Origin of the sequence: Curtobacterium sp. ISL-83 (assembly GCF_018613895.1) — a bacterium.
GTDB lineage: Bacteria > Actinomycetota > Actinomycetes > Actinomycetales > Microbacteriaceae > Curtobacterium.
On sequence record NZ_JAGGPH010000005.1, the window covers coordinates 22,581 to 44,142 of the forward strand.

16 protein-coding genes are annotated in these 21,562 nt (G+C 71.2%); 5 read left to right on the forward strand and 11 right to left on the reverse strand.

What is annotated here, in order from left to right:
* Positions 1 to 168 precede the first annotated feature (168 nt).
* Complete coding sequence (map, locus tag J7E22_RS03515) at positions 169 to 951, forward strand: type I methionyl aminopeptidase (RefSeq protein WP_214978957.1); 783 nt, start codon at positions 169 to 171, stop codon at positions 949 to 951.
* Positions 952 to 1,107: 156 nt separating this feature from the next.
* Here map and trmD read toward each other — a convergent pair whose 3' ends face one another.
* The 8 genes from trmD to aroA form a co-directional block, all read right to left on the reverse strand.
* Positions 1,108 to 1,797 (reverse strand): tRNA (guanosine(37)-N1)-methyltransferase TrmD, encoded by a 690-nt coding sequence (gene trmD / locus J7E22_RS03520; RefSeq protein WP_214978960.1) that lies wholly within the window; start codon positions 1,795 to 1,797, stop codon positions 1,108 to 1,110.
* A 2-nt stretch (positions 1,798 to 1,799) separates the two neighbouring features.
* Complete coding sequence (gene rimM, locus J7E22_RS03525) at positions 1,800 to 2,432, reverse strand: ribosome maturation factor RimM (protein WP_214978962.1); 633 nt, start codon at positions 2,430 to 2,432, stop codon at positions 1,800 to 1,802.
* A 19-nt stretch (positions 2,433 to 2,451) separates the two neighbouring features.
* Positions 2,452 to 2,688, reverse strand: a complete 237-nt coding sequence (locus J7E22_RS03530) for an RNA-binding protein (RefSeq protein ID WP_214978965.1) — start codon at positions 2,686 to 2,688, stop codon at positions 2,452 to 2,454.
* Between the two features lie 4 nt (positions 2,689 to 2,692).
* A complete protein-coding gene (gene rpsP, locus J7E22_RS03535; RefSeq protein WP_214978967.1) occupies positions 2,693 to 3,100 on the reverse strand; it encodes a 30S ribosomal protein S16 in 408 nt (135 codons plus the stop codon).
* A 188-nt stretch (positions 3,101 to 3,288) separates the two neighbouring features.
* Positions 3,289 to 5,424 (reverse strand): FAD-dependent oxidoreductase, encoded by a 2,136-nt coding sequence (locus J7E22_RS03540; protein WP_214978970.1) that lies wholly within the window; start codon positions 5,422 to 5,424, stop codon positions 3,289 to 3,291.
* A gap of 4 nt (positions 5,425 to 5,428) precedes the next feature.
* A complete protein-coding gene (locus tag J7E22_RS03545; RefSeq protein ID WP_214978973.1) occupies positions 5,429 to 6,274 on the reverse strand; it encodes an SDR family oxidoreductase in 846 nt (281 codons plus the stop codon).
* A 77-nt stretch (positions 6,275 to 6,351) separates the two neighbouring features.
* Entirely contained in the window at positions 6,352 to 7,509 is a 1,158-nt protein-coding gene (locus J7E22_RS03550; RefSeq protein ID WP_214978975.1) for an acyl-CoA dehydrogenase family protein, read from the reverse strand.
* Between the two features lie 4 nt (positions 7,510 to 7,513).
* Positions 7,514 to 10,786: a 3-phosphoshikimate 1-carboxyvinyltransferase gene (gene aroA, locus J7E22_RS03555; RefSeq protein WP_214978978.1), complete on the reverse strand. Its 3,273-nt coding sequence runs from the start codon at positions 10,784 to 10,786 to the stop codon at positions 7,514 to 7,516.
* A 125-nt stretch (positions 10,787 to 10,911) separates the two neighbouring features.
* Here aroA and J7E22_RS03560 point away from each other — a divergent pair, with 125 nt between their 5' ends.
* Positions 10,912 to 12,042 (forward strand): glutamate--cysteine ligase, encoded by a 1,131-nt coding sequence (locus J7E22_RS03560; RefSeq protein WP_214978981.1) that lies wholly within the window; start codon positions 10,912 to 10,914, stop codon positions 12,040 to 12,042.
* Positions 12,043 to 12,136: 94 nt separating this feature from the next.
* Here the strand turns inward: J7E22_RS03560 and ffh are convergent, their stop codons facing one another.
* On the reverse strand, positions 12,137 to 13,684 hold the full coding sequence (gene ffh, locus J7E22_RS03565; RefSeq protein WP_214978984.1) for a signal recognition particle protein: 1,548 nt from the start codon (positions 13,682 to 13,684) through the stop codon (positions 12,137 to 12,139).
* Positions 13,685 to 13,858: 174 nt separating this feature from the next.
* Here ffh and lipB point away from each other — a divergent pair, with 174 nt between their 5' ends.
* Together lipB and lipA are read left to right on the forward strand one after the other, a co-directional pair.
* Entirely contained in the window at positions 13,859 to 14,530 is a 672-nt protein-coding gene (gene lipB, locus J7E22_RS03570) for a lipoyl(octanoyl) transferase LipB (RefSeq protein WP_214978987.1), read from the forward strand.
* The gene (gene lipA / locus J7E22_RS03575) at positions 14,527 to 15,510 is read left to right on the forward strand and encodes a lipoyl synthase (protein ID WP_214978990.1); all 984 of its coding nucleotides are present in this window, start codon (positions 14,527 to 14,529) and stop codon (positions 15,508 to 15,510) included. Before lipB ends, lipA begins: the two co-directional genes overlap by 4 nt.
* Positions 15,511 to 15,600: 90 nt before the next feature.
* On the opposite strand, the gene ftsY is transcribed toward lipA, so the two are convergent.
* On the reverse strand, positions 15,601 to 16,470 hold the full coding sequence (ftsY, locus tag J7E22_RS03580) for a signal recognition particle-docking protein FtsY (protein ID WP_214978993.1): 870 nt from the start codon (positions 16,468 to 16,470) through the stop codon (positions 15,601 to 15,603).
* Positions 16,471 to 16,715: 245 nt separating this feature from the next.
* Here ftsY and J7E22_RS03585 point away from each other — a divergent pair, with 245 nt between their 5' ends.
* Positions 16,716 to 17,738, forward strand: a complete 1,023-nt coding sequence (locus J7E22_RS03585; RefSeq protein WP_214978996.1) for a TerC family protein — start codon at positions 16,716 to 16,718, stop codon at positions 17,736 to 17,738.
* A gap of 36 nt (positions 17,739 to 17,774) precedes the next feature.
* Here J7E22_RS03585 and J7E22_RS03590 read toward each other — a convergent pair whose 3' ends face one another.
* Positions 17,775 to 21,551: a chromosome segregation SMC family protein gene (locus J7E22_RS03590; RefSeq protein WP_214978999.1), complete on the reverse strand. Its 3,777-nt coding sequence runs from the start codon at positions 21,549 to 21,551 to the stop codon at positions 17,775 to 17,777.
* Positions 21,552 to 21,562 lie beyond the last annotated feature (11 nt).

Here is a 21,562-nt window from a genome sequence, read left to right on the forward strand (position 1 = left end):
CGGTGTCGGCGACTCCCCCGTGGCAGAGTCCAGCCTGGGCACAGCGGTCCATACTGCCACACCGGGTGCTCCCCCGCCAACCACACCGGGCGGACGGAGGGCTCCTCCCCCGCCGACGTGGACCACGGACGCGCGGGTGCGTTCCCGCCGACCGGGCAGGATGGAGCCATGATCGAACTCCGCACCCCCGCCGAGCTGGACGGCCTGCGCGTCGCCGGCCGGTTCGTGGCCGACGTCCTGGACGAGCTGCTCGAGACCGTCGACGTCGGCGTCAATCTGCTCGAGCTCGACCGTGTCGCCGCCAGGATGATCGCGGAGCGCGGCGCGGTGAGCTGCTACGTCGACTACCACCCGTCGTTCGGCCAGTCGCCGTTCGGCAAGAACCTGTGCACCTCGGTGAACGACGCCGCCCTGCACGGCCTCCCCTTCGACCACGTGCTGGCCGACGGCGACCTGGTCAGCCTGGACTTCGCCGCGAGCGTCGACGGGTGGGTCGCCGACTCCGCGGTCAGCGTGCAGGTCGGGACCCCGCGTGACGAGGACCAGCGGCTGATCACCACGGTCGAGTCCGCGCTCGCGGCCGGCATCGAGCAGTTCCGGCCCGGCAACAAGCTCGGTGACGTGTCGTACGCGATCGGACACGTGGCGCGCGAGGCCGGCTACGGCGTGAACCTGCAGTTCGGCGGACACGGCGTCGGTCGGACCATGCACGGCGACCCGCACGTGCCGAACGACGGACGACCCGGGCGTGGGCTGAAGCTGCGCCCGGGCCTCGTCGTCGCGATCGAGCCGTGGCTCATGCAGGGCACGGACGAGCTCTACCAGGACCAGGACGGCTGGACCCTCAAGAGCGTGGACGGCTCCCGTGCGGCACACGTCGAGCACACCGTCGCGGTGACCGACGACGGTCCCGAGGTCCTCACGCTCCGCCGCGCACAGCGCGCGGCCTGACGGGCTGCACCACCCGTCGGACGGGAGGCGCGGTGCGGCGCCGTCCCGTGCCTCCCGTCCGACGCGGCGGAGCCAAGACTCGCGTCCAGTGACCCTTCTCGGGCACGACCGCGAAGCAACCGTCGCGCAGCCCGATTCTCACCCTGGGGCGGGGCGTTACGCGTCGGGCAGCAGGTCGGGCCGGACGCGTCGCGTCCGCTCCACCTGCTGCTCGTGCCGCCAGGCGGCGACCCGGCCGTGGTGCCCGCTGAGCAGGACCTCCGGCACGTCGAGGTCACGCCAGGACGCCGGCTTCGTGTACGAGGGGTACTCGAGCAGGCCGTCCTCGTGGGACTCCTCGACGAGGGACTCCGGGTTGCCGACGACCCCGGGGACGAGCCGTCCGACGGCCTCGATGACCGCCATGGCAGCGACCTCGCCGCCGTTCAGCACGTAGTCCCCGAGCGAGAGCTCGACGACGCTCGCGCGTTCTGCCGCCCACTCGAACACGCGGGCGTCGATGCCCTCGTACCGGCCGCACGCGAAGACGAGGTGCTCGTGCTCCGCCAGGGACCGGGCGATGGTCTGCTTGAAGGGCGTGCCCGCCGGCGTCGGGACCACGAGGGTCGACGAGCCGTCCGGTCGCAGGATGGACTCGAGCGCCTGCGCCCACGGCTCCGGCTTCATCACCATGCCGGCACCCCCGCCGTACGGGGTGTCGTCGACGGTGCGGTGTCGGTCGGTCGTCCAGGAGCGCAGGTCGTGCACGTGCACGTCGAGCAGCTTCTCCTGCCGGGCACGACCGAGCAGGGAGACGTCCAGCACCGAGAAGAACTCGGGGAAGATCGTGACGATGTCGATGCGCACGATCAGTCCTCGGCGGCGGGCGGGCTGACCGGTTCGGCCGATGCGACCGTCTCGGCCGATGTGACCGTCTCCGCCGGTGTGACCGTCTCCGCCGGTGTGACCGTCTCAGGGCGCGACGTGTCCTCGGGGTCCTCGAACAGGCCGGTCGGCGGCGTCACCGTGACCGTGCCCGCCGCGATGTCGACCGCCGGCACGATGGCCGAGACGAACGGCACGAGCACTTCGCCGCGGTCCGGTGTGGCGACGGCGAGCAGGTCCTGCGCCGGGAAGTGGTCGACGCGCGCGACGGTGCCGACCTCGACGCCGTCGCGGAGGACCGACAGCCCGACCAACTGGTGGTCGTACCAGGCGTCGTCCTCGCCGGTCTCGGCATCCGCGTCCTGCTCGACCCAGAGGATCGCACGCGCGAGGGACTCAGCGCCGGTGCGGTCCTCGATGCCCTCGAAGAAGGCGACCGGGTGCCCGTTGTACCAGCGGAGCTCGTCGATCGTGATCGTCTTGCCCGCCCACGGGGAGTCATCCGGGACCTGGAGCGTGAAGACCGCTCCGTGTGTGAACCGACGATCCGGGTCGTCGGTGTAGAGCTCGAGCTTGATGCCGCCCTTGAGCCCGTGTGCCTTGGTGATGCGACCCACCCGGAGCTGGGTCGTCTCCCTAGGAATCGCTGTCGACCACGTCGACCCGCACCCGCTTGCCGTCGGCGAGAGCCGAGACGAGGGTGCGGAGCGCCTTGGCGGTCCGCCCGGCGCGTCCGATCACGCGGCCGAGGTCCTCGGGGTGCACACGCACCTCGAGGACCTCGCCGCGTGGGGAGGTGGAGCTGGCGACGCGCACGTCGTCAGGGTGATCGACGATCCCCTTGACGAGGTGCGTCAGCGCGGATTCGAGCAAGGAATTACGCCTCGGTCGTCTCAGCGGCGTCGTCGGCCGGAGCAGCGGCCGGGGCCTTCTTCTCCGACTTGGGCTTCAGGACGGCCTTCTTCGAGGAGTCCACCGTGAACGGCTTCTTCGGCTCGGCGACCTTCACCTTGGACTCGGTGTCCTTCTCGCCCTTGAACTTGGCCCAGTCGCCCGTGAGCTTGAGGAGGGCCGCGACCTGCTCGGTCGGCTGCGCACCGACGCCGAGCCAGTAGAGCGCACGCTCGGACTCGACCTTGATGACCGAGGGCTCCTCGGTCGGGTGGTACTGACCGATCTCCTCGATGACACGACCATCGCGCTTGGTGCGCGAGTCGGCGACGACGATGCGGTAGTAGGGCGCCCGGATCTTACCGAGGCGCTTGAGACGGATCTTGACAGCCACAATTACTCCTGTTGCGTGATGTTGTGGTTGAACCGGAACCGCGGGCGTGGGGGCACACACGGTGAAAGCTCGGAATGAGTCGTGAACCGCTGGATAGAGGGTCGAGCGGCCACGATTCGACCGTTCATTCTTGCAGACATCGGAGCGAGATGCGAGCCACGCCGCGCCGGGCCGGCCCGGTACGGGCGTCAGGGAGCGAGCGAGCGCACCGCTTCGAGCGCTTCGCTCGTCGCGCGGACCGCGTCGACGCTCCGTGCGTCGCGCGCACCGCCGACGACGGCGACCGGCACACCGTCGGCCTGGAGGCGCGCGACGAGCTCCTCGATCGACGTCCCGTCCGCCCCGTGGGCGCGTTCCTGACCCGCGCACACGACGACGTGGTCTGCGGGGATCATGCGCTCGGCGCCGTCCTCGTCCCGGATCCACAGCGCGCCCGGTTCGATGCGGAGGTACTCCTGCACTCCCCCGACCATCTGCACGCCGGCGTCCCCCAGCCGACCGATCGCGACCCAGCGCGAGGTCAGGCCGATCCCCTGCCCGAACTTGCCGGTGCGCCGGAGCACCGTCACCTGGTGCCCGGGTCGGAGGGTCCGCCGTGCTGCGGGCAGGCGCTGGGGCACGTCACCGACGATCTCCTCGGACACGTCGACGTCCCAGCGGGCGGCGAACTCGGCGGCGCGGCGGACCTCGTCGGGCGACTCGGTCAAGAAGGCGGCCGTGTCCACGCCGATGCCGCCGCCGCCGATCACCGCGACGGTCCCCTCGGGCACGCCGTCCCGCAGGGCGTCCTCGTAGGAGTGCACGTGCGGCAGGTCGGCGCCGGGGAGGTCGACCACGCGCGGGACGACGCCGGGCGCGAGCACCACGGCTTCACTGCTGACGAGGTCCGACGCCGTCGCCGCACGGCCGAGGTGCACGGTCGCCCCGCGCTCGGCCAGTTCGACGGACGCGGCACGCACCGTCGCGGCGTAGTCCTCCTTCCCCGGGACGAGGGCGGCGAGCGCGAACTGCCCGCCGAGCCGGTCCGAGGCTTCCCAGAGCGTCACCCGGTGCCCCCGGCGCGCGGCGTCGACGGCCGCGGCGAGTCCGGCCGGGCCACCGCCGACGACGTCGACGCGCTTCGGAGCCGCGGTCGGACGCGCGGGGAAGGCGAGTTCCCGCCCGGCTCGTGGGTTGACGAGGCAGGAGACCGGCGCGCCGACGATCGACCGGTCGAGGCACGCCTGATTGCAGCCGATGCAGGTGTTGACCACGTCGAAGCGGCCCTCGAGGGACCGCGCGACGATCGCGGGGTCGGCCAGGAACGGCCGGGCCAGGGCGACGGCGTCGATGCGCCCGTCGGTGAGCACGGCCTCGCCGTCGCGCAGGTCGGTCATCCGGTTCGAGGCGATCACCCGGACGTGCGGGTTTGCCGAGGCGCGGACGACACCCGCGATGCGTTCGGCGTACGCGATCCAGGCCCCGTGCGGCACCGAGGCCTGGACGGTGGGGGTCCGCGACTCGTGCCAGCCGATCCCGACCGAGATCCCGTCGAGCCCGAGCGGCAGCAGGTCGTGCACCAGCGCGTCGACCTCGTCGGGGGTGGTCGAACCGGGCATCAGGTCCGCCCCGGACAGTCGGATCGTCACCGCGAGGTCGGGGACGGCAGCCCGGACCGCACGGACGACCTCGACCGCGAACCGTCGGCGTCGGACCGCGTCGCCGCCCCACTCGTCGTCCCGCAGGTTCGTCAACGGCGACTGGAACTGGTTGATGAGGTACCCCTCGGACGCCATGATCTCGACGCCGTCGAACCCGATGTCCCGCGCCGAGCGCGCCGCGGCGGCGAAGTCCTCGACCGTCCGGAGTACCTCGTCACCGGTGAGCTCCTGGGGCAGGACGCCCCGCGCTGCGGCCCACGGCAACGCCGAGGGAGCCACGGCACGCTGCGGTGCGCCGTGCCGGTCCGTCATCCCGCCGACGAGCGCGTAGCGCCCTGCGTGGAAGAGCTGCGCGAGGATCGTACCGCCCTCGTCGTGCACGGCGTCGACGGCCACCCGGAAGCGCTCGTCGGCTCCCCCGACGCCGAACACCGCGAAGTCGGGACCGCCGCGGGCCTCGTCGCTCACCGCGATGCCACCGGTGATGATGCACGCGGCACCACCGGCCGCCCGCTCCCGGTAGAACGCCGCCATCCCGGCACCGCCGTCGTCGTGCACCTCGAGCCCGGTGTGCATCGAGCCCATCACCACCCGGTTCGGCAGGGTGAGGGGCCCGAGGGTCCACGGGGAGGCGACGGTCCGGAGCGACTCCGGCACGACGGGGAGGGAAGCGACGCTGCTCATGCGCCTATTCTGCGGCGTCCACGTCCACCGCGCCGACCGGCGGGAGCACCGCGTCCCGGAGCGGGGCCGTCGTGTCGGCCCAGAACGGCGGCGCGATGACGGTGAGGCCACCGTCGACCGAGAGGATCTGGCCCGTGATGTACGACGCCTTGTCGGAGAGCAGGAAGTCCACCGCGTCGGCCATGTCGTCGGCCGTGCCCGGGCGCTGCAGCGGCACCTTGCTGAGCACCGTGTCGATCGGCGCCATGCCCGGGACCGCGTTGTAGAAGTAGTCGAGCGAGTCGGTGTCGATGAGGCCGCCGTTGACCGCGTTGACGGTGATCTGGCGGGGTCCGAACTCGACCGCCATGTACTGCATGTACGACTCGGTCATCGCCTTCGCGGCCCCGAGCGCCGCGTACGTCGGGAACGCCCGGAGCGAGCCGTAGGACGTGACGACGACGATGCGCCCGCCGCGGTCCATGAGCTCGGCCGCCCGCTGCGCGCCGAGCACGAACGACCGGGCGTTCGTGGCGTAGCTGCGGTCGAGGTGGTGCAGCTTCAGCTGTGCGACGGGCTTGAACGCGCTGGCCGCGGCGTTCGCCACGAACATGTCGAGCCGGCCGTACGTTTCGCGCACGAGGTCGAACATCGCGTCGAGGGACGCCGGGTCCTCGATGTCGGCCTGGACCGTGATGCCGTCCCCGCCCGCGGCGCGGACGTCGGCGAGCGATTCCTCGGCCAGGTCGGCGTTCTTCTTGTAGTTGATGACGACGGTCACGCCGCGCGCGCCGAGCTTCTGCGCGAGCAGGCGGCCGATGCCGCGGGATGCGCCCGTGATGAGCGCGATGGGCGCGGTGGTTGCAGCCAATGTGTTCCTTGCGTGGTCGGGGACGGGAGGCGCGGGGCGGGACCGCACCGTGCCTCCAGTCCGTCTCGTGGTCGCGGCTAGAAGCCGGCCTTGCCGGTGACGACCGCGCGGCCGACCACCAGCTTCTGGATCTCGTTCGTGCCCTCTTCGAAGCGCTGCGCGCGGGCGTCGCGGTAGACACGCTCGATGGCGTTGCGCTTCCAGTAGCCCTGCCCGCCGTGCACCTGCAGCGCCTTGTCGGTCACCCGGGCGAGCATGTCGACGGCGACCATCTTCGAGGCGCTGGAGAGCGTGCCGGCGTCCGGACGGTCCTCTTCGTAGGCGCGCGCGGCCTCGAGGACGAGCGCGCGGGCCGCGGCGATGTCGGCGTAGTTCTCCGCCAGGTAGAACTGGATGGCCTGGCGGCTCGAAAGCGGCTTGCCGAAGGTCTCACGGCGGTTCGCGTACTCGACGGCGAGCTCGTTCGCGCGCTCGGCGAGCCCGACGGCGCTCATCGCGACCGAGACCCGGCTCGGCAGGAGGAACCCGCCGAGTGCGACCTCGAGGCCCTGGCCCTCGTCGCCGAGGCGGGCGCTCGCGGGGATCGGCGTCTCGGTGAAGCGCAGGATCGCGTGGTCGGTGCCGCGGATCCCCATGGTGTCGGAGTCGTCGATGACCTCGGCGCCGGGCAGACCGCTGTTCGGCATCAGGAACGCGACGGTGCCGTCCTGGCCGGTGGTGCCCTCGAGGCGCGCGGCGATCAGCCAGTAGTCGGCCTTGACCCCGAACGTGATGAGGTGCTTCTCGCCGTTCATCACGTACGTGTCGCCCTCGCGGCGCACCGTGGTGCGGATGTCCGCCCCGGTACCCGCCGTCGCCTCGGTGAGGGTGAACGCGACGAGCTTGTCCCCGGCGACGCTCGGCTTGACGACCTGCTCGAGCTGCTCCGCCGTCGCGTACGGCTCCATGGCCCGCCACGTGCCGTTGATGACGTGCACGAGCATCCGGATGGAGGCGTGCGAGCGGGAGACGATCTCCATGATCTCGAGGTAGCGGGAGAACGGGATGCCCCGCCCGCCGAGCTCCGGTGGTGCCGCGAGGCTCAGCCAGCCCTTGTCCTTGAGTTCCTGGAACAGTGCGGGGGCGACCTGACCCGTGCGCTCGATCTCCTCGGCCCACGCTTCACCGGGGCCGCGGACCCACTCGGTGACCTCGGCCTTCAGCTGCTGGAAGGCCGTGTCGTCGTACGTCGTCATCCGGTCATCGCTCCTTCGTCGCGGCCAGTGCCGCTGCCTGCTCCCGCAGGACGTTCTTCTGGACCTTGCCCACGGCGTTCCGCGGCAGTTCGTCGAGGTACTCGAGCCGTTCCGGCCAGTAGTACTTGCTGACCCCGGCACGGTCGAGGTGCTGCTGCATCGCCGCGAAGTCGAGCGGCTCGTCCGGCCGCGCGGACACGACGAACGCGCAGGCGCGCTCCCCGAGTCGTTCGTCGGGCATCGCCACGATCGCGACGTCCGTCACGAGCGGGTGCTGGTACAGCAGGTTCTCGATCTCCACCACGGGGATCTTCTCACCACCGCGGTTGATCACGTCCTTGATCCGGCCGGTGATCGACAAGAATCCCTGGTCCGAGATCTTCGCCAGGTCCCCGGTCCGGTACCAGCCGTCCTCGGTGAACACGTCGTCGGTCAGGTCGGGACGGTCCAGGTAGCCGGTGAACATCGTGGGCGAGAACAGCTCGAAGTTCCCTTCGGTGTCGGCGGGGAGCTCGTGGCCCTCGTCGTCCACGATGCGGATCGCGACGCCGGGCAGTGCCCGCCCGTCGTGCCCGTACGCGTCGGCCGGGTCGTCGCCCGGGCCGGACAGTGCACCGAGACAGGTCTCGCTCGTCCCGAACGCGCCGAGGATCGCGCTGCCGAGCACCGTGCTGGCGCGCTGGGCGAGCGCTCGCGGTACCGCGGCACCGGTCGGCACGAAGATCCGCAGGCTCGCGGGGGCCGGGGCACCTGCCTCGACCAGGTCGACGAGGTCCGTCAGGAACGGCGTCGCGCACTGCACGAAGGTCGCCCCGGCCGCGCCGAACGCCTGCTCGAGCGCGACCGTGCCGTCCCACACCGGCTGCAGGACCTGGGGCGCACCGAGCCGGAACGCCAGGAGCATGCCGTACAGGAACCCGGTCTGGTGGGCGAGCGGCGACGGGATGTAGATGCGGTCGTCGCGGGTCAGGCCGGACTGGGCGACGTGCATGGCGGTCGCGAGCCCGAGGGTGCGGTGCGGGTGCTGCACGCCCTTCGGTTCGCCGGTGGTGCCCGACGTGAACAGGAGCTGGCAGATGTCGTCCGCTCCCGGTGCGTGCGAGCGGATCTCGTCGACGTCGACCTGCACGGCGTCGAGCGCCGCGTCGAAGTACCGCCACTGCCACTCGCTGGCACGCACGCGGTCGGCCGCGTCCGCGGGCAGCGGCGGCTGGTTCGTCGGGGTGTCGGGGACCCCACGCGCCTCGGCGCGGAGCACGACGACGTGCTCGAGGGAGAGCCGCCGCCCCTGAGCCGCCGCCTCGTCCACGACGTCGAGCAGTTCGAGGGCGGGCCGGCGCTTCCGGAACACGTTCGGCAGGAACACGACCCGGGCGCGGGACCGTGCGAGCGTCATCGTGGTCTCACGGGGGCCGAACACCGGCATGATCGGCGTCGCGACCGCACCGATCTGGATCGCGCCGAGGCTGATCGAGACGAACTCCCGCCAGTTCGGCAGCTGCATCGCCACGGACTCGCCCCGGCGGACCCCGAGCTCGAGGAGGAGCGCGGACACCCGGTCGGCTTCGTCCTGCAGCTGCCTCCACGTCGTCTCGACGGGCGTGGTGCCACCGATCTCGATGACGGCGAGGCCCTCTGGGTCGGACTCGGAGAGCGCCCGCACCTTCTCGCTCAGCACGAGCGGGTCGGCGTCGACCCCGGCGAGCGCCGGCAGTCCGGGTCCCGAGCCCACCGATGCGCCTGCGGTCGTGGCCGCCGGAGAGACGGCGTCGTCGTCGGAGCGGGTCGCCGGAACGCCCGTCGCCGTCGTGGTCACGGTGTCCCGTGTGTCGACGGCGGCGGTCCCGGTGGCCCCGGTCTCGCCGAGGTCGGTGCGCTCCGGGGGTCGCTCGGCCTGGTCGGCACGCTCGTCACGGCGGGTCTCGGCGGGGAGTCCGTCACCGATCGACAGGTCGAGGCCCACGGAGTTCATCGCCTCCAGGAAGGTCGGGTACGAGATGCGGTACGCCCGCGGGTACGTCAGCGACGACGCCCCGTCGGCCCGGGAGGCGGCGACGGCGAGCGACATGAGCACCCGGTGGTCGTTGAACGAGGACATCGGTGAGCCGTGCAGCGTCCCGCGGCCGACGCCGGTGACCCGCAGCTCGTCGGCACCCTGTTCGGCCCGTCCGCCCATCCGGTTGAGCTGGAGCATCGCCGCGACGCGGTCGGACTCCTTCAGCCGGATGTGCGCGACGTTCCAGAGCCGGGTCGTGCCCTCGGCGAAGGTCGCCATCGTGGACAGCACGGGCAACAGGTCCGGGATCGGCTGGCAGTCGATGTCGAGCGGGCGGAGCGGCGACCCGTCGTGCTGGACCCGGACGAACCCGGTCGCCTCGTCGATGTGCATCGGGACGCCCATCGCGGTCGCGAGGTCGAGGAACTCGCTCTCCGGGTGGTCCGTCTCGGCGGTGGTGAACGCGGTCATACCGCGGAGGAGCACGTCGGACTCGCGGATCGCGGCGGCCGCGATGCCGAAGGCCGCCGACCCGATGTCCGGCGGGATCACGTAGTCGTGCGGTGTGGCCTGCTGGTGCGCCGGCACCCGGTACTCGAGCCAGTCGTCGGACACCTCGACCCGGAGTCCGAACTGCCGCATCATGCGCACGGTGAGCTCGACGTACGGCTGCTCGTTGAGTCGACCGCCCGTGATGTGGATGCGGGTCTCCTGGTCGGCGAAGGGCGCGAGCAGCAGCAGGCCGGAGACCCACTGCGAGAGCGTCCCGGCGATCGAGACGTCACCGCCACGCGGTCGCTTCGGCTGGACCGTGACGGGCGGGCAGTCGTTCGTCGCCTCGAGCTCGACGCCCATCTGCGTCAGTGAGGTGAGGAGCGCCTTGATCGGCCGACGCTGGAAGTACTTCATCCCGGACAGCGTCATCGGCTTGTCGGCGAGTGATGCCAGGCCGGTCATGAAGTAGAGCGTCGTGCCGGACGACCCCATGTTGAGGATGCCGTCGGCACCACGGGACCCGTGGTCGACGACGTCGGCGGCCTGGTAACGGCCGCCGAGGCCGGTCACGTGGTACGCGTTCCCGCGGCGCCGGATGTCGACGCCGAGGGCCCGGAGCGTCCCCACCGTCCACTCCACCTGTCGGGTGGAGCTGATCCCGGAGATGACGCTCGTTCCCTGCGCGAGCGATGCGAGCACGAGTGCCCGGTGTGCGTGGTACTTGGAGACGGGGACGTCGAGCTCCCCGACGAGCGGGGCGGACGTCCCGCGCACGACCAACTGCATGCGAACCTCTTCCCTGTGAGCGGTTCCACGGTAGTACCGAAGCGGTACATCTCATGGCGCACCCTGTACGACCGGCGCGGGAGTTCGTTGTGCACTTCCGACAACCGACCAGGCAGGATGGCGCCATGGACATCCGTTTCACAGCGTCCCACCCGTCGACCATCGGTGTCGAGTGGGAACTCCCGCTGGTCGACCGCGAGACCGGTGACCTCGCGCCGCGGGCCCCCGCCGTGATCGCCGCCGTGCAGGAGCGGCTCGGCGACCGCGACCGGGTGACGGAGGAGCTCCTGACGAACACCGTCGAGGTCGTGACGGGCGTCCACACCCGGGTGCGGGACGCCACCGCGGAACTCGCCGGGATCGTGGGCGCGGTCATCGAGGCCGCTGACCCGCTCGACGCCGAGGTCATGTGCGCCGGGACCCACCCCTTCGCGGTGTGGGACCAGCAGGAGATCACACCCGACAGCGAGCACTACACGACCCTCATCGACCGGACGCGCTGGTGGGGGCGGCAGATGCTCATCTGGGGCGTGCACGTCCACGTCGGCATCGACGACCGCGAGAAGGCCCTGCCGATCCTCGGTGCGATGCTCGCGTACGTGCCGCACGTGCAGGCGTTCACCGCGTCGAGTCCGTTCTGGGCCGGCACCGACACCGGGTACGCCTCGAACCGCGCCCTGATGTTCCAGCAACTGCCCACCGGTGGCCTGCCGCCGCAGCTCGGCGCGTGGTCGGACTTCGAGGGGATCGTGGGCGACCTCACCCACACCGGCGTGATCGAGGGTTTCAAGGACCTCCGCTGGGACATCCGGCCGTCGCCGGCGTGGGGCACGCTGGAGAACCGGGTGTCCGACGGCATCTCGACCCTGCAGGAGGTCGGCGCGGTCACCGCGTTGGTCCAGTGCCTGGTGACGTCGATGTCCGACCGCCTGGACGCCGGCGAGACGCTGCCGACGATGCAGCCCTGGTTCGTGCGGGAGAACAAGTGGCGCGCCGCCCGGTACGGCATGGACGCCGAGATCATCACGAACGCGGCCGGGGACGAGCGGCTCGTGACCGACGAGGTGCACGACCTGGTCGCTGCCCTCGACCCCGTCGCCGATCGGCTCGGCTGCCAACAGGAGCTGCACCACCTCGACACGATGATCGCGGACGGCGCGTCCTACCAGCGCCAGCTGGCGGTCGCCGCCGAGAACGGCGGCGACCTCCGTGCCGTCGTCCGGCACCTGGTGCGGGAGTTCCGCGAGTCGCTCTGAGGACAGACGGGAGGCCCGTGGCGGATCCGCCACGGGCCTCCCGTCTGGTGGTGGGTCGCCGCAGCGCCCCTGTGACGTCAGCGTCCGTCCGACGTCAGCGCCCCAGGAACTTCGACAGCGACTGCATCTCTTCCTCGGTGGGCGCCTTCGGGTTCTTGGACCCGCCGAAGCCGAAACCCGACCCGGCCGGCGCCTGCTGCGGAGCAGCGGCCTCGCCCGCGGCGAGCGCGGCACGCTTCGCGGGGTTCCCGACCTTCGACTTCTTCTTGGCCTGCGGCTGCTTCTTGCCACCGTGCATCCCCGGGATCGGCCCCATGCCCGGCATCTGCGGCACGCCGCCGCGGGCGACGGTCTTCATCATCTTCGCGGCCTGCTCGAACCGGTTCACGAGGGCGTTGACCTCGGTCACGGTCGTGCCGGAACCATTCGCGATGCGGAGACGGCGCGACCCGTTCAGGAGCTTCGGCAGCTCGCGCTCCTGCTTCGTCATCGACTGGATGATCGCCTCGGTCCGGACGATCTCGCCCTCGTCGAAGTTGTCGAGGGCCTCGCGCATGCCCTTCGCGCCGGGCAGCATGCCGAGCATGCCCTTGATCGAGCCGGCCTTCCTGAGCTGCTGCATCTGCTGCAGGAAGTCGTTCAGGGTGAAGTTGTCGGTCGCGATCTTCTCGGCGACCGCGCGGGCTTCGTCCTCGTCGAACGCGGACTGCGCCTGCTCGATGAGCGACAGGATGTCGCCGAGGTCGAGGATGCGGCTCGCCATGCGGTCCGGGTGGAAGGGCTCGAAGTCGTCGAGGCCCTCACCCGTGGAGGCGAACATGATCGGACGACCGGTGACGCTCGCGACCGAGAGCGCCGCACCACCGCGGGCGTCGCCGTCGAGCTTCGACAGGACGACACCGGTGAAGTCGACGCCCTCCTGGAAGGCACGCGCTGTGGTGACGGCGTCCTGACCGATCATCGCGTCGATGACGAACAGGACCTCGTCGGGGTCGACGGCCTTCCGGATGTTCGCCGCCTGCTTCATGAGCTCGGCGTCGACACCGAGTCGGCCGGCGGTGTCCACGATGACGGTGTCGTACTGCTGGTCGATCGCGGCCTTGATGGCGTTCTTCGCGACCTTGACCGGGTCACCGACGCCGTTGCCGGGCTCCGGGGCGAACACGTGCACGCCGGCCTGCTCGCCGACGATCTGCAGCTGCTGCACGGCGTTCGGACGCTGGAGGTCCGCCGCGACGAGCATCGGCGTGTGGCCGTCCTTCTTGAGCCACTTGCCGAGCTTGCCCGCGAGGGTCGTCTTGCCGGCACCCTGCAGACCCGCGAGCATGATGACCGTCGGCGGCTTCTTCGCGAACTCCAGGCGTCGCTGCTGGCCGCCGAGGATGCCCACGAGTTCCTCGTTGACGATCTGCACGACCTGCTGGGCCGGGTTGAGCGCCTTGTTCACCTCGTCGGAGAGTGCGCGCTCGCGCACGGCCGCGGTGAACGCCTTGACGACCTCGAGCGCGACGTCGGCGTCGAGGAGCGCCCGCCGGATCTCGCGGACGGTGCCGTCGACGTCGGACGGAGTCAGCCGACCCTTGCTCCGCAGATTGCGGAAGGTCTCGGTCAGCCGATCGGAGAGTGAACCGAATTGCGCCATGATCCGTCGATTCTACAAGCCCCATGGTGACCGCTCCGGTCGGAGCAGCCGGCGAGGGCGTTCGCGGTGTGCCCGCCCGGCGTTTCGCGCGCCACCTCGAGGTCCTGGAGCGCGGGCGTTGCCCGGACCACCTGTTGTTGGACGCAGTCCAGAAAAGGCCGTAGCCTGGCGCGCATGCCCCAGCTCGAGATCGTGCGACCCGCGGGACCGCTCGACTACGCGGACGGCCTCGCGCTGCAGCGGGAACGGCACGCCGACGTCGTCGCGGGGCGCTCCCCCGGCGTCCTCGTCCTCTGCGAGCACCCTGGTGTCTACACCGCCGGGCGCCGCACCGAGCCGTCCGACCTGCCGACGAACGGTGCCCCCGTCGTCGAGGTCAACCGCGGCGGGCGCATCACCTGGCACGGACCGGGGCAACTCGTCGCCTACCCGATCGTCCGGCTCCCCGCACCGCTCGACGTGGTGGCGTGGGTCCGGGACCTCGAGCAGGTGATCATCGACGTCGCACGCGCCGTCGGCGTGACGGCCGAGCGCGTCGACGGGCGGAGCGGCGCGTGGGTCACGACCGGTGGCGCCGCAGCCAAGGTCGGGGCGATCGGGCTGCACGTCGCCGAGGGCGTCACGAGCCACGGCATCGCGATCAACTGCACGAACGACCTCGACGCGTACGGCGCCATCGTGCCCTGTGGCATCGCGGACGCCGGCGTGACGACCCTGACACGGGCCGCCGGTCGACCCGTCACCACCGCCGAGATCGCGCCGATCGTGGCCGACCGGGTCCAGCAGGCCGTCGACGGCATGCACTCCGGCAGCCGCATCGCCTCCCGACAGGAGATCACCGCATGACGCTCGCTCCCGAAGGCCGACGGATGCTCCGCGTCGAGGCCCGGAACGCCGAGACCCCGATCGAGACCAAGCCCGCGTGGATCAAGACCCGCGCGACCCAGGGACCCGCGTTCCGCGAGCTGTCCGGTCTCGTCCGCGACCAGCAGCTGCACACCGTGTGCCAGGAGGCCGGGTGCCCGAACATCTTCGAGTGCTGGGAGGACCGCGAGGCCACCTTCCTGATCGGCGGCTCGCAGTGCACCCGACGGTGCGACTTCTGCCAGATCGACACCGGCAAGCCGGAGCCGCTCGACCGCGACGAACCCAGGCGTGTCGCCGACTCCGTCGCGTCGATGGGGCTCAAGTACGCGACCGTCACCGGCGTCGCTCGGGACGACCTGCCCGACGGTGGCGCGTGGCTCTACGCCGAGACCATCCGGCAGATCCACGAGCACTCCCCCGGCACCGGCGTGGAGATCCTGGTGCCGGACTTCAACGGCCGCCCGGACCAGCTCGGGCAGGTGTTCGACGCCCGCCCGGAGGTCTTCGCGCACAACGTCGAGACCGTCCCGCGCATCTTCAAGCGGATCCGCCCCGCCTTCACGTTCGCGCGGTCGCTCGACGTCATCAGCCAGGGCCGGGACGCGGGCCTCGTGACGAAGTCCAACCTGATCCTCGGCATGGGCGAGGAGATCGCCGAGATCGAGGACGCCCTGCAGCAGCTGCGCGACGCCGGGACCGACATCATCACCCTCACGCAGTACCTCCGCCCGTCACCCCGGCACCTGCCGGTCGCGCGCTGGGTGCGACCGGAGGAGTTCGTGGCGCTCCGCGAGACGGCGGAACGGATGGGCTTCGCCGGTGTCCTGGCCGGTCCCCTCGTCCGGTCCTCGTACCGCGCCGGACGGCTCTGGGCACGGGCGACGGTCGCCCGTGGCGGCACCGTCCCCTCGCACCTCGCACACCTCGTGGACGCCCCGGTCGGCCGTCAGGCCGTCTGAGCGGTGCGGCCGGGCGTCGGGACCCGGCCGCAGACGGACGGGAGGCCCGTCACCAGCTGGTGACGGGCCTCCCGTTCGGACACGGCGGCGCTAGCCGACGAGGTTCTGCACGAAGACGTGCGGCGTGAACCCGGTGAGGTCGTTGATGCCCTCACCCTGTCCGATGAGCTTGATCGGGATCCCGGTCTTCTCCTGCACGCTGAGCACGAACCCGGCCTTGGCCGACCCGTCGAGCTTCGTGATCACGAGACCCGTGACGCCCGCGCCCTCGATGAAGGCCTGCGCCTGGGCGAGACCGTTCTGCCCGGTCGTGGCGTCGAGCACGAGCAGGACCTCGGAGATCTCGGCCTGCTTCTCCACCACGCGCTTGATCTTCGTCAGCTCGTCCATCAGGCCGGCCTTCGTGTGCAGCCGACCGGCGGTGTCGATGACGACGATCTCGATCCCGTCGCGGATGGCCTTCTCGACCGTCTGGTAGGCGACCGATGCCGGGTCCTGCCCGGGCTGCGACGGCCGCACGACGTCGACGCCGGCGCGCTGGGCCCAGGTCGCGACCTGCTCGACCGCAGCCGCACGGAACGTGTCCGCCGCGCCGACCAGGACCGTGCGGTCGTACGTCTTCAGGAACTTGGCGAACTTGCCGATCGTCGTCGTCTTCCCGACGCCGTTCACGCCCACCACCAGCACGACCGCGGGTCGGGCGCTGAGCTTGAGGGTCGTGTCGAGCTTCGACAGCCGTTCCTCGAGCACCTCGCGGAGCATGCGCTGCAGGTCGGCGGGGTCGGTCGTGCCGTAGCGGTCGACGCGGGCGTGCAGGTCCTCGATGATCTCCTCGGACACGTCGGGCCCGAAGTCCGCACCGATCAGCGCGGTCTCGAGGTCGTCCCACGTGGTCTCGTCGATCGTCTTGCGCTGGAACAGCCCGCGCAGCCGGGAGGACAGTGACCAGGAACTCGCCATGTTCCCAGCTTAGGGCGCGCCGCCTGCTCCCCCTCCCCGGTAGGCTGGTGGACACGAAGGGGAGTATTCCTCCTCGGTGTCCCCGTCAGTACGGGCCGGAACGATCCGGTCCCGGGGCGCCGGTCGGCAGTCCAGCAGCACGGACCGTTCGACGGAAGAGACCTTCAGGCCTCGGCGTACCCGCCGTCCTGGTCGACGTTCCACGTCGCCAGCACACGGATGCGCCCCGTTCCTGGAGGAACCCGTTGGACGTCCACCTCTCCGTCTGGCTCATCACCATCGCAGGCATCCTCGCGCTGCTGGTGTTCGACTTCTACTCGCACGTCCGGACGCCGCACGTGCCGCACATCCGCGAATCCGCGTTCTGGTCCGTCGTGTACATCGCCCTCGCCGTCGTGTTCGGCATCGGGGTCTGGGTGTTCGGGGGTGGTCAGGCCGGTGGCGAGTACTTCGCCGGCTGGCTCACCGAGAAGGCGTTGTCGGTCGACAACCTGTTCGTCTTCCTGATCATCATGACGACCTTCGCGGTGCCGAAGGAGTTCCAGCAGAAGGTCCTGCTCGTCGGGGTCGCGATCGCACTCGTCGCCCGCGGCGTGTTCATCTCCCTCGGCGTGACGATCATCGACAACTTCTCGTGGGTGTTCTACCTGTTCGGCGCGCTCCTGTTCTGGCTCGCGTGGTCGCAGGCGAAGGGCAGTAGCCACGAGTCGTCCGAGGGTGACTCGCGCCTCATCCGGGTGCTGCGCCGGGTCATCCCGACGTCGCCCGACTACGACGGCGACCGGATCACCACGAAGATCGACGGCAAGCGGCTCTTCACCCCGCTGTTCCTCGTCATGGTCGCCATCGGCCTGACCGACGTGCTGTTCGCGCTCGACTCCATCCCCGCGATCTTCGGCCTGACGCAGGACGCCTTCATCGTCTTCACCGCGAACGCGTTCTCGTTGCTCGGGCTCCGGCAGCTGTACTTCCTGATCGCGGGGCTCCTCGAGAAGCTCATCTACCTCGGCCAGGGGCTCGCCGTGATCCTCGGGTTCATCGGGGTGAAGCTCGTCTTCCACGCCATGCACGTCAACGAATTGCCGTTCATCAACGGCGGCGAGCACATCGAGTGGGCGCCGGAGATCCCGATCTGGTTCTCCCTCGGGTTCATCATGCTGACGATCGCGGTCGCCACGGTCGCGTCGCTCGTGGTGTCCGGCCGCCGTGTGCGGCGGGGCCTCACGCCATCTGGGGCGCAGCGGCCGGTCGCCGCCGACGCGGAGTAGTCCTCGCAGCACCAGCCGACGCTGCGGGCGCGCGCGCTACGCGACCGCGTCGGCGGGCTCGCGCCGCTGCACGCGCTGCCCGACCACCGCCGACACGCCGTCCTGGCGCATCGACACCCCGTACAGGGCGTCGGCGATCTCCATCGTGCGCTTCTGGTGCGTGATCACGATGAGCTGCGACGACGCCCGGAGCCGCTCGAACACGGTCAGCAGGCGGCCGAGGTTGGCGTCGTCGAGCGCCGCCTCGACCTCGTCCATGATGTAGAACGGCGAGGGCCGCGCCGTGAAGATCGCCACCAGGAGCGCCACCGCCGCCAGGGACCGCTCGCCGCCCGAGAGCAACGTCAGGCGGTCGATCTTCTTGCCGGCCGGGCGCACCTGCACCTCGATCCCGGTGCCGAGCAGGTCGTCCGGGTTCGTCAACGCGATCGACCCGGAGCCGCCCGGGAACAGGATCGGGAAGATGACGTCGAAGGCCTCGCGGGTGTCCTCGAACGCGGACTCGAAGATCGTCTGCATCTTCTGGTCGAGCTCGTCGATGATCGTCATGAGGTCGGTCCGCGTCTTCTGCAGGTCCTCGAGCTGCTCGGCCAGGAACGCGTGCCGCTGCTCCAGCGCCTGGAACTCCTCGAGCGCGAGCGGGTTCACCTTGCCGAGCTGACCGAGGTCCCGCTCGGCGGCCTTGAGTCGGCGCTCCTGCTCCTCGCGGACGTACGGCACCGTCTCGACGTCGGCGGGGTCGATCTCGTCGGAGGTGTCGAACTCGGGCAGCGCCGGTCCCCCGGGCAGCGTGGACTCCGCGTCGAGGATCGGGGTGACGTCGAGGTCGTCGGAGGCGTCGTCCCCGTCGACCGCTTCGCGGTCGAAGACCTCGTCCCCCTGGTCGGACGCCGCCGCCCGGGCCGCCTCGCGGTGCCTCCGCGCGAGCACCCTCGGGTCGACGAGCACGTCGACGGGCACCGGGACGTGCGGCCCGTACTCCGCGACCAAGACGGCCTCGCCGAGCCCGAGTTCGCTCTGCGCCCGGTCCAGCACCCCGGACACGTGCAACTTCTTCTCGTAGATCTCCATCTCGAGTGAGTGCACGCCATCGGTGAGTCGCTGCAACCGGTCGCGGAGCTCGTGCTCCTCGTTCCGGATCGTCTGCAGCTCGGTGTTGCGCTCGGCGCGCTCGGACTCCTCGGTCGCGAGCCCGACCCGCGCTTCGGCGAGCGACCGGTCCACGGCGCTGAGGAGTCCCGGCAGATCCGCGAGCACCCGCTCCGCGACGTCGATCTGGCTCCGGCGGACCACCGCGCGACGAGCCGCTTCCTCCGCCGCAGCCCGTTCGGCTTCGAGCTGCCGCTCCAGCTGGTGGGCGCGGTGCCGCTCCGATCGCACGCGTTCGCGGACGGTCTCGACCTGGATGCGCTGCTCGATCTCGGCCGCCCGTGCCGCCTCGAGCGCGTCCTGCAGCCCCGGGCGTCCGGACGCGTCGACCACCGGTCGCGGTCGCTCGGTGAAGGCCTGGTGCTCCCGCTCGGCCTCGACGACGCTGGCCTCGGCGCTCTCGACGGCACCGTCGGTCTCGGCGAGCGCGGCACGGAGCCGGTCCACCTCCGCCACGGCGTTCTCGGCCTTCGCGCGCGTCGACGCGCTGGTCCGGTCGTACTCGGCGACCGCCGAGGCGTGGGCGCGGGATGCACGGTCCGCGTCGTCGACCGCGCGACGTGCGTCCTCGACGGCCTGGCGGGCAGCCTGGAGGCGCGTGGCCCGGTCCTCGGCGTCGGTCGCCACCGCTGCACGGCGCGCTGCTGCGGCATCGCGCTCCGCGACGAGCTCGATGCGGGAGGTGACGCGGGCGCCGCCGCCCGTCACCCGCACGGCGCGGACGAGGTCCCCGGAGCGCGTCACGACCGTCGCGTGCGGGGCGGAGGCGAGCACCGCCTCCAGGTCGGGGTCGGCGTCGGCGTCGGGGTCGACGACCAGCGTGTCCCGCAGGATCGCCGCGAGCGCCGGTGGCCCCTGGACCAGGTCGAGGGCGCGGCGGACGCCGGCGGGCAGCCGTCCGGACCATGACGGGTCGGCACCCGGGGCGGTCGGGTCGGCGGCGGGATCCGCGTCGTCGGTACGCGCCGCGTCGGCGACGACGACGTCGATGCGGCCGAGGTCCTCGGCACGGGCGTGCTCGACGGCGGCCAGTGCTGCACCGCGGTCCGCCGCGAGTACGGCATCGGCGAGTCCGTCGAGCGCTGCGGCGACGGCAGCCTCGTAGCCGGGAGCCACGGCGAGGGAGTCCGCGAGGCGCCCCACGATGCCCGCGCGACCGGCGTCGATCAGTGCCTGCGAGCCGTCGCGGACGTCGATCGACATGGCGAGGGCCGACACCCGGGCGTCCAGGGCGTCGCGCTCCCGCTCGAGCTCGTGGAGCCGGTCGCGGTGCTCGTCACGCTCGGCCTGCGCTCGTTCGAGCGTCTCCCGCGCGGACACGAGCGCCGTGGTGAGGGCCGGTTCGTCGACCCCGTCGGACGGGTCGGCGCCGAGCTCGGCGAGCGCGGCGGCGGCGCGTTCGGCGCGCTCGACGGCCTCTGCCAGGGACCGGGCGCGGCGCTCGCGGTCGGCCGCGACGGAGGTCCGCTTCGCGCGCGCCACCTCGACGGCGTTCGCCAGGCGCTGGGACTCCAGGTCGTGCTGCGACACGAGGGCGGCCTGGGCGGCGATGCGCTCGTCGAGGGCGTCGAGCGTGGCCCGGGCCTCCTGCACGCGCTGTGCGGTCGCGGCCATGCCGGCGGTCATCGCGGTCGCGCGGGCCTCGAGCCGGTCGGCTTCGTCGCGGACGCCCTGCACCCGCTCCGGGGTGATCGTGGGGCCCTGCTGCGGCGCATCGGCCTGCTGGGCGAGGAACATCAGGCGTTGGTTCGCCAGGCTCGACAGCCCGCGGAGCCGCTCCTGCACGCTCTCCAACCGGTGCACGACGGTCCGGGCGCGGTCCACGTCGTCACCGACCATGCTCTGCTCGACCTGCTGCTGTCGCACGCGCGTCTGCTCGAGCCGCTCCTGCAGCACGATCCGCTCCGACTTCCGGCCGGCCTCCACCTCGAGGTGCTCGTGCAGCTCGCGGCGCAGTCGGACCACGTCGTCCGCGAGGATCCGGGCCTTGGCATCGCGGAACACCGCCGCGACCGACTGGGCCTTGCGGGCCACCTCCGCCTGGCGCCCGAGGGGCTTCAGCTGCCGCCGGATCTCGCCCGCGAGGTCGGAGAGTCGGGTGAGGTTGGTCTGCATCGCGTCGAGCTTCCGGAGGGTCTTCTCCTTGCGGCGACGGTGCTTCAGGATGCCGGCGGCTTCCTCGATGAAGCCGCGGCGGTCCTCCGGGGTGGCGTGCAGGACCTTGTCGAGCTGACCCTGCCCGACGATGACGTGCATCTCGCGCCCGAGACCGGTGTCGCTCAGGAGCTCCTGGACGTCGAGGAGTCGGCAGTTCTCACCGTTGATCGCGTACTCGCTGCCGCCGTTCCGGAACAGCGTCCGCGCGATCGTGACCTCGGAGTACTCGATCGGCAGCAGACCGTCGGAGTTGTCGATCGTCAGGAGCACCTGTGCGCGACCGAGCGGCCCGCGCGTCGACGTGCCGGCGAAGATGACGTCCTCCATCTTGCCGCCACGGAGCGTCTTCGCCCCCTGTTCCCCCATCACCCAGGCGAGGGCGTCGACCACGTTCGACTTGCCGGAGCCGTTCGGCCCGACGATGCACGTCACGCCCGGTTCGAACGCGAAGGTCGTCGGCTGCGCGAAGGACTTGAACCCCTTGATGGTCAGGCTCTTCAAGTACATGCGGTCTCCGG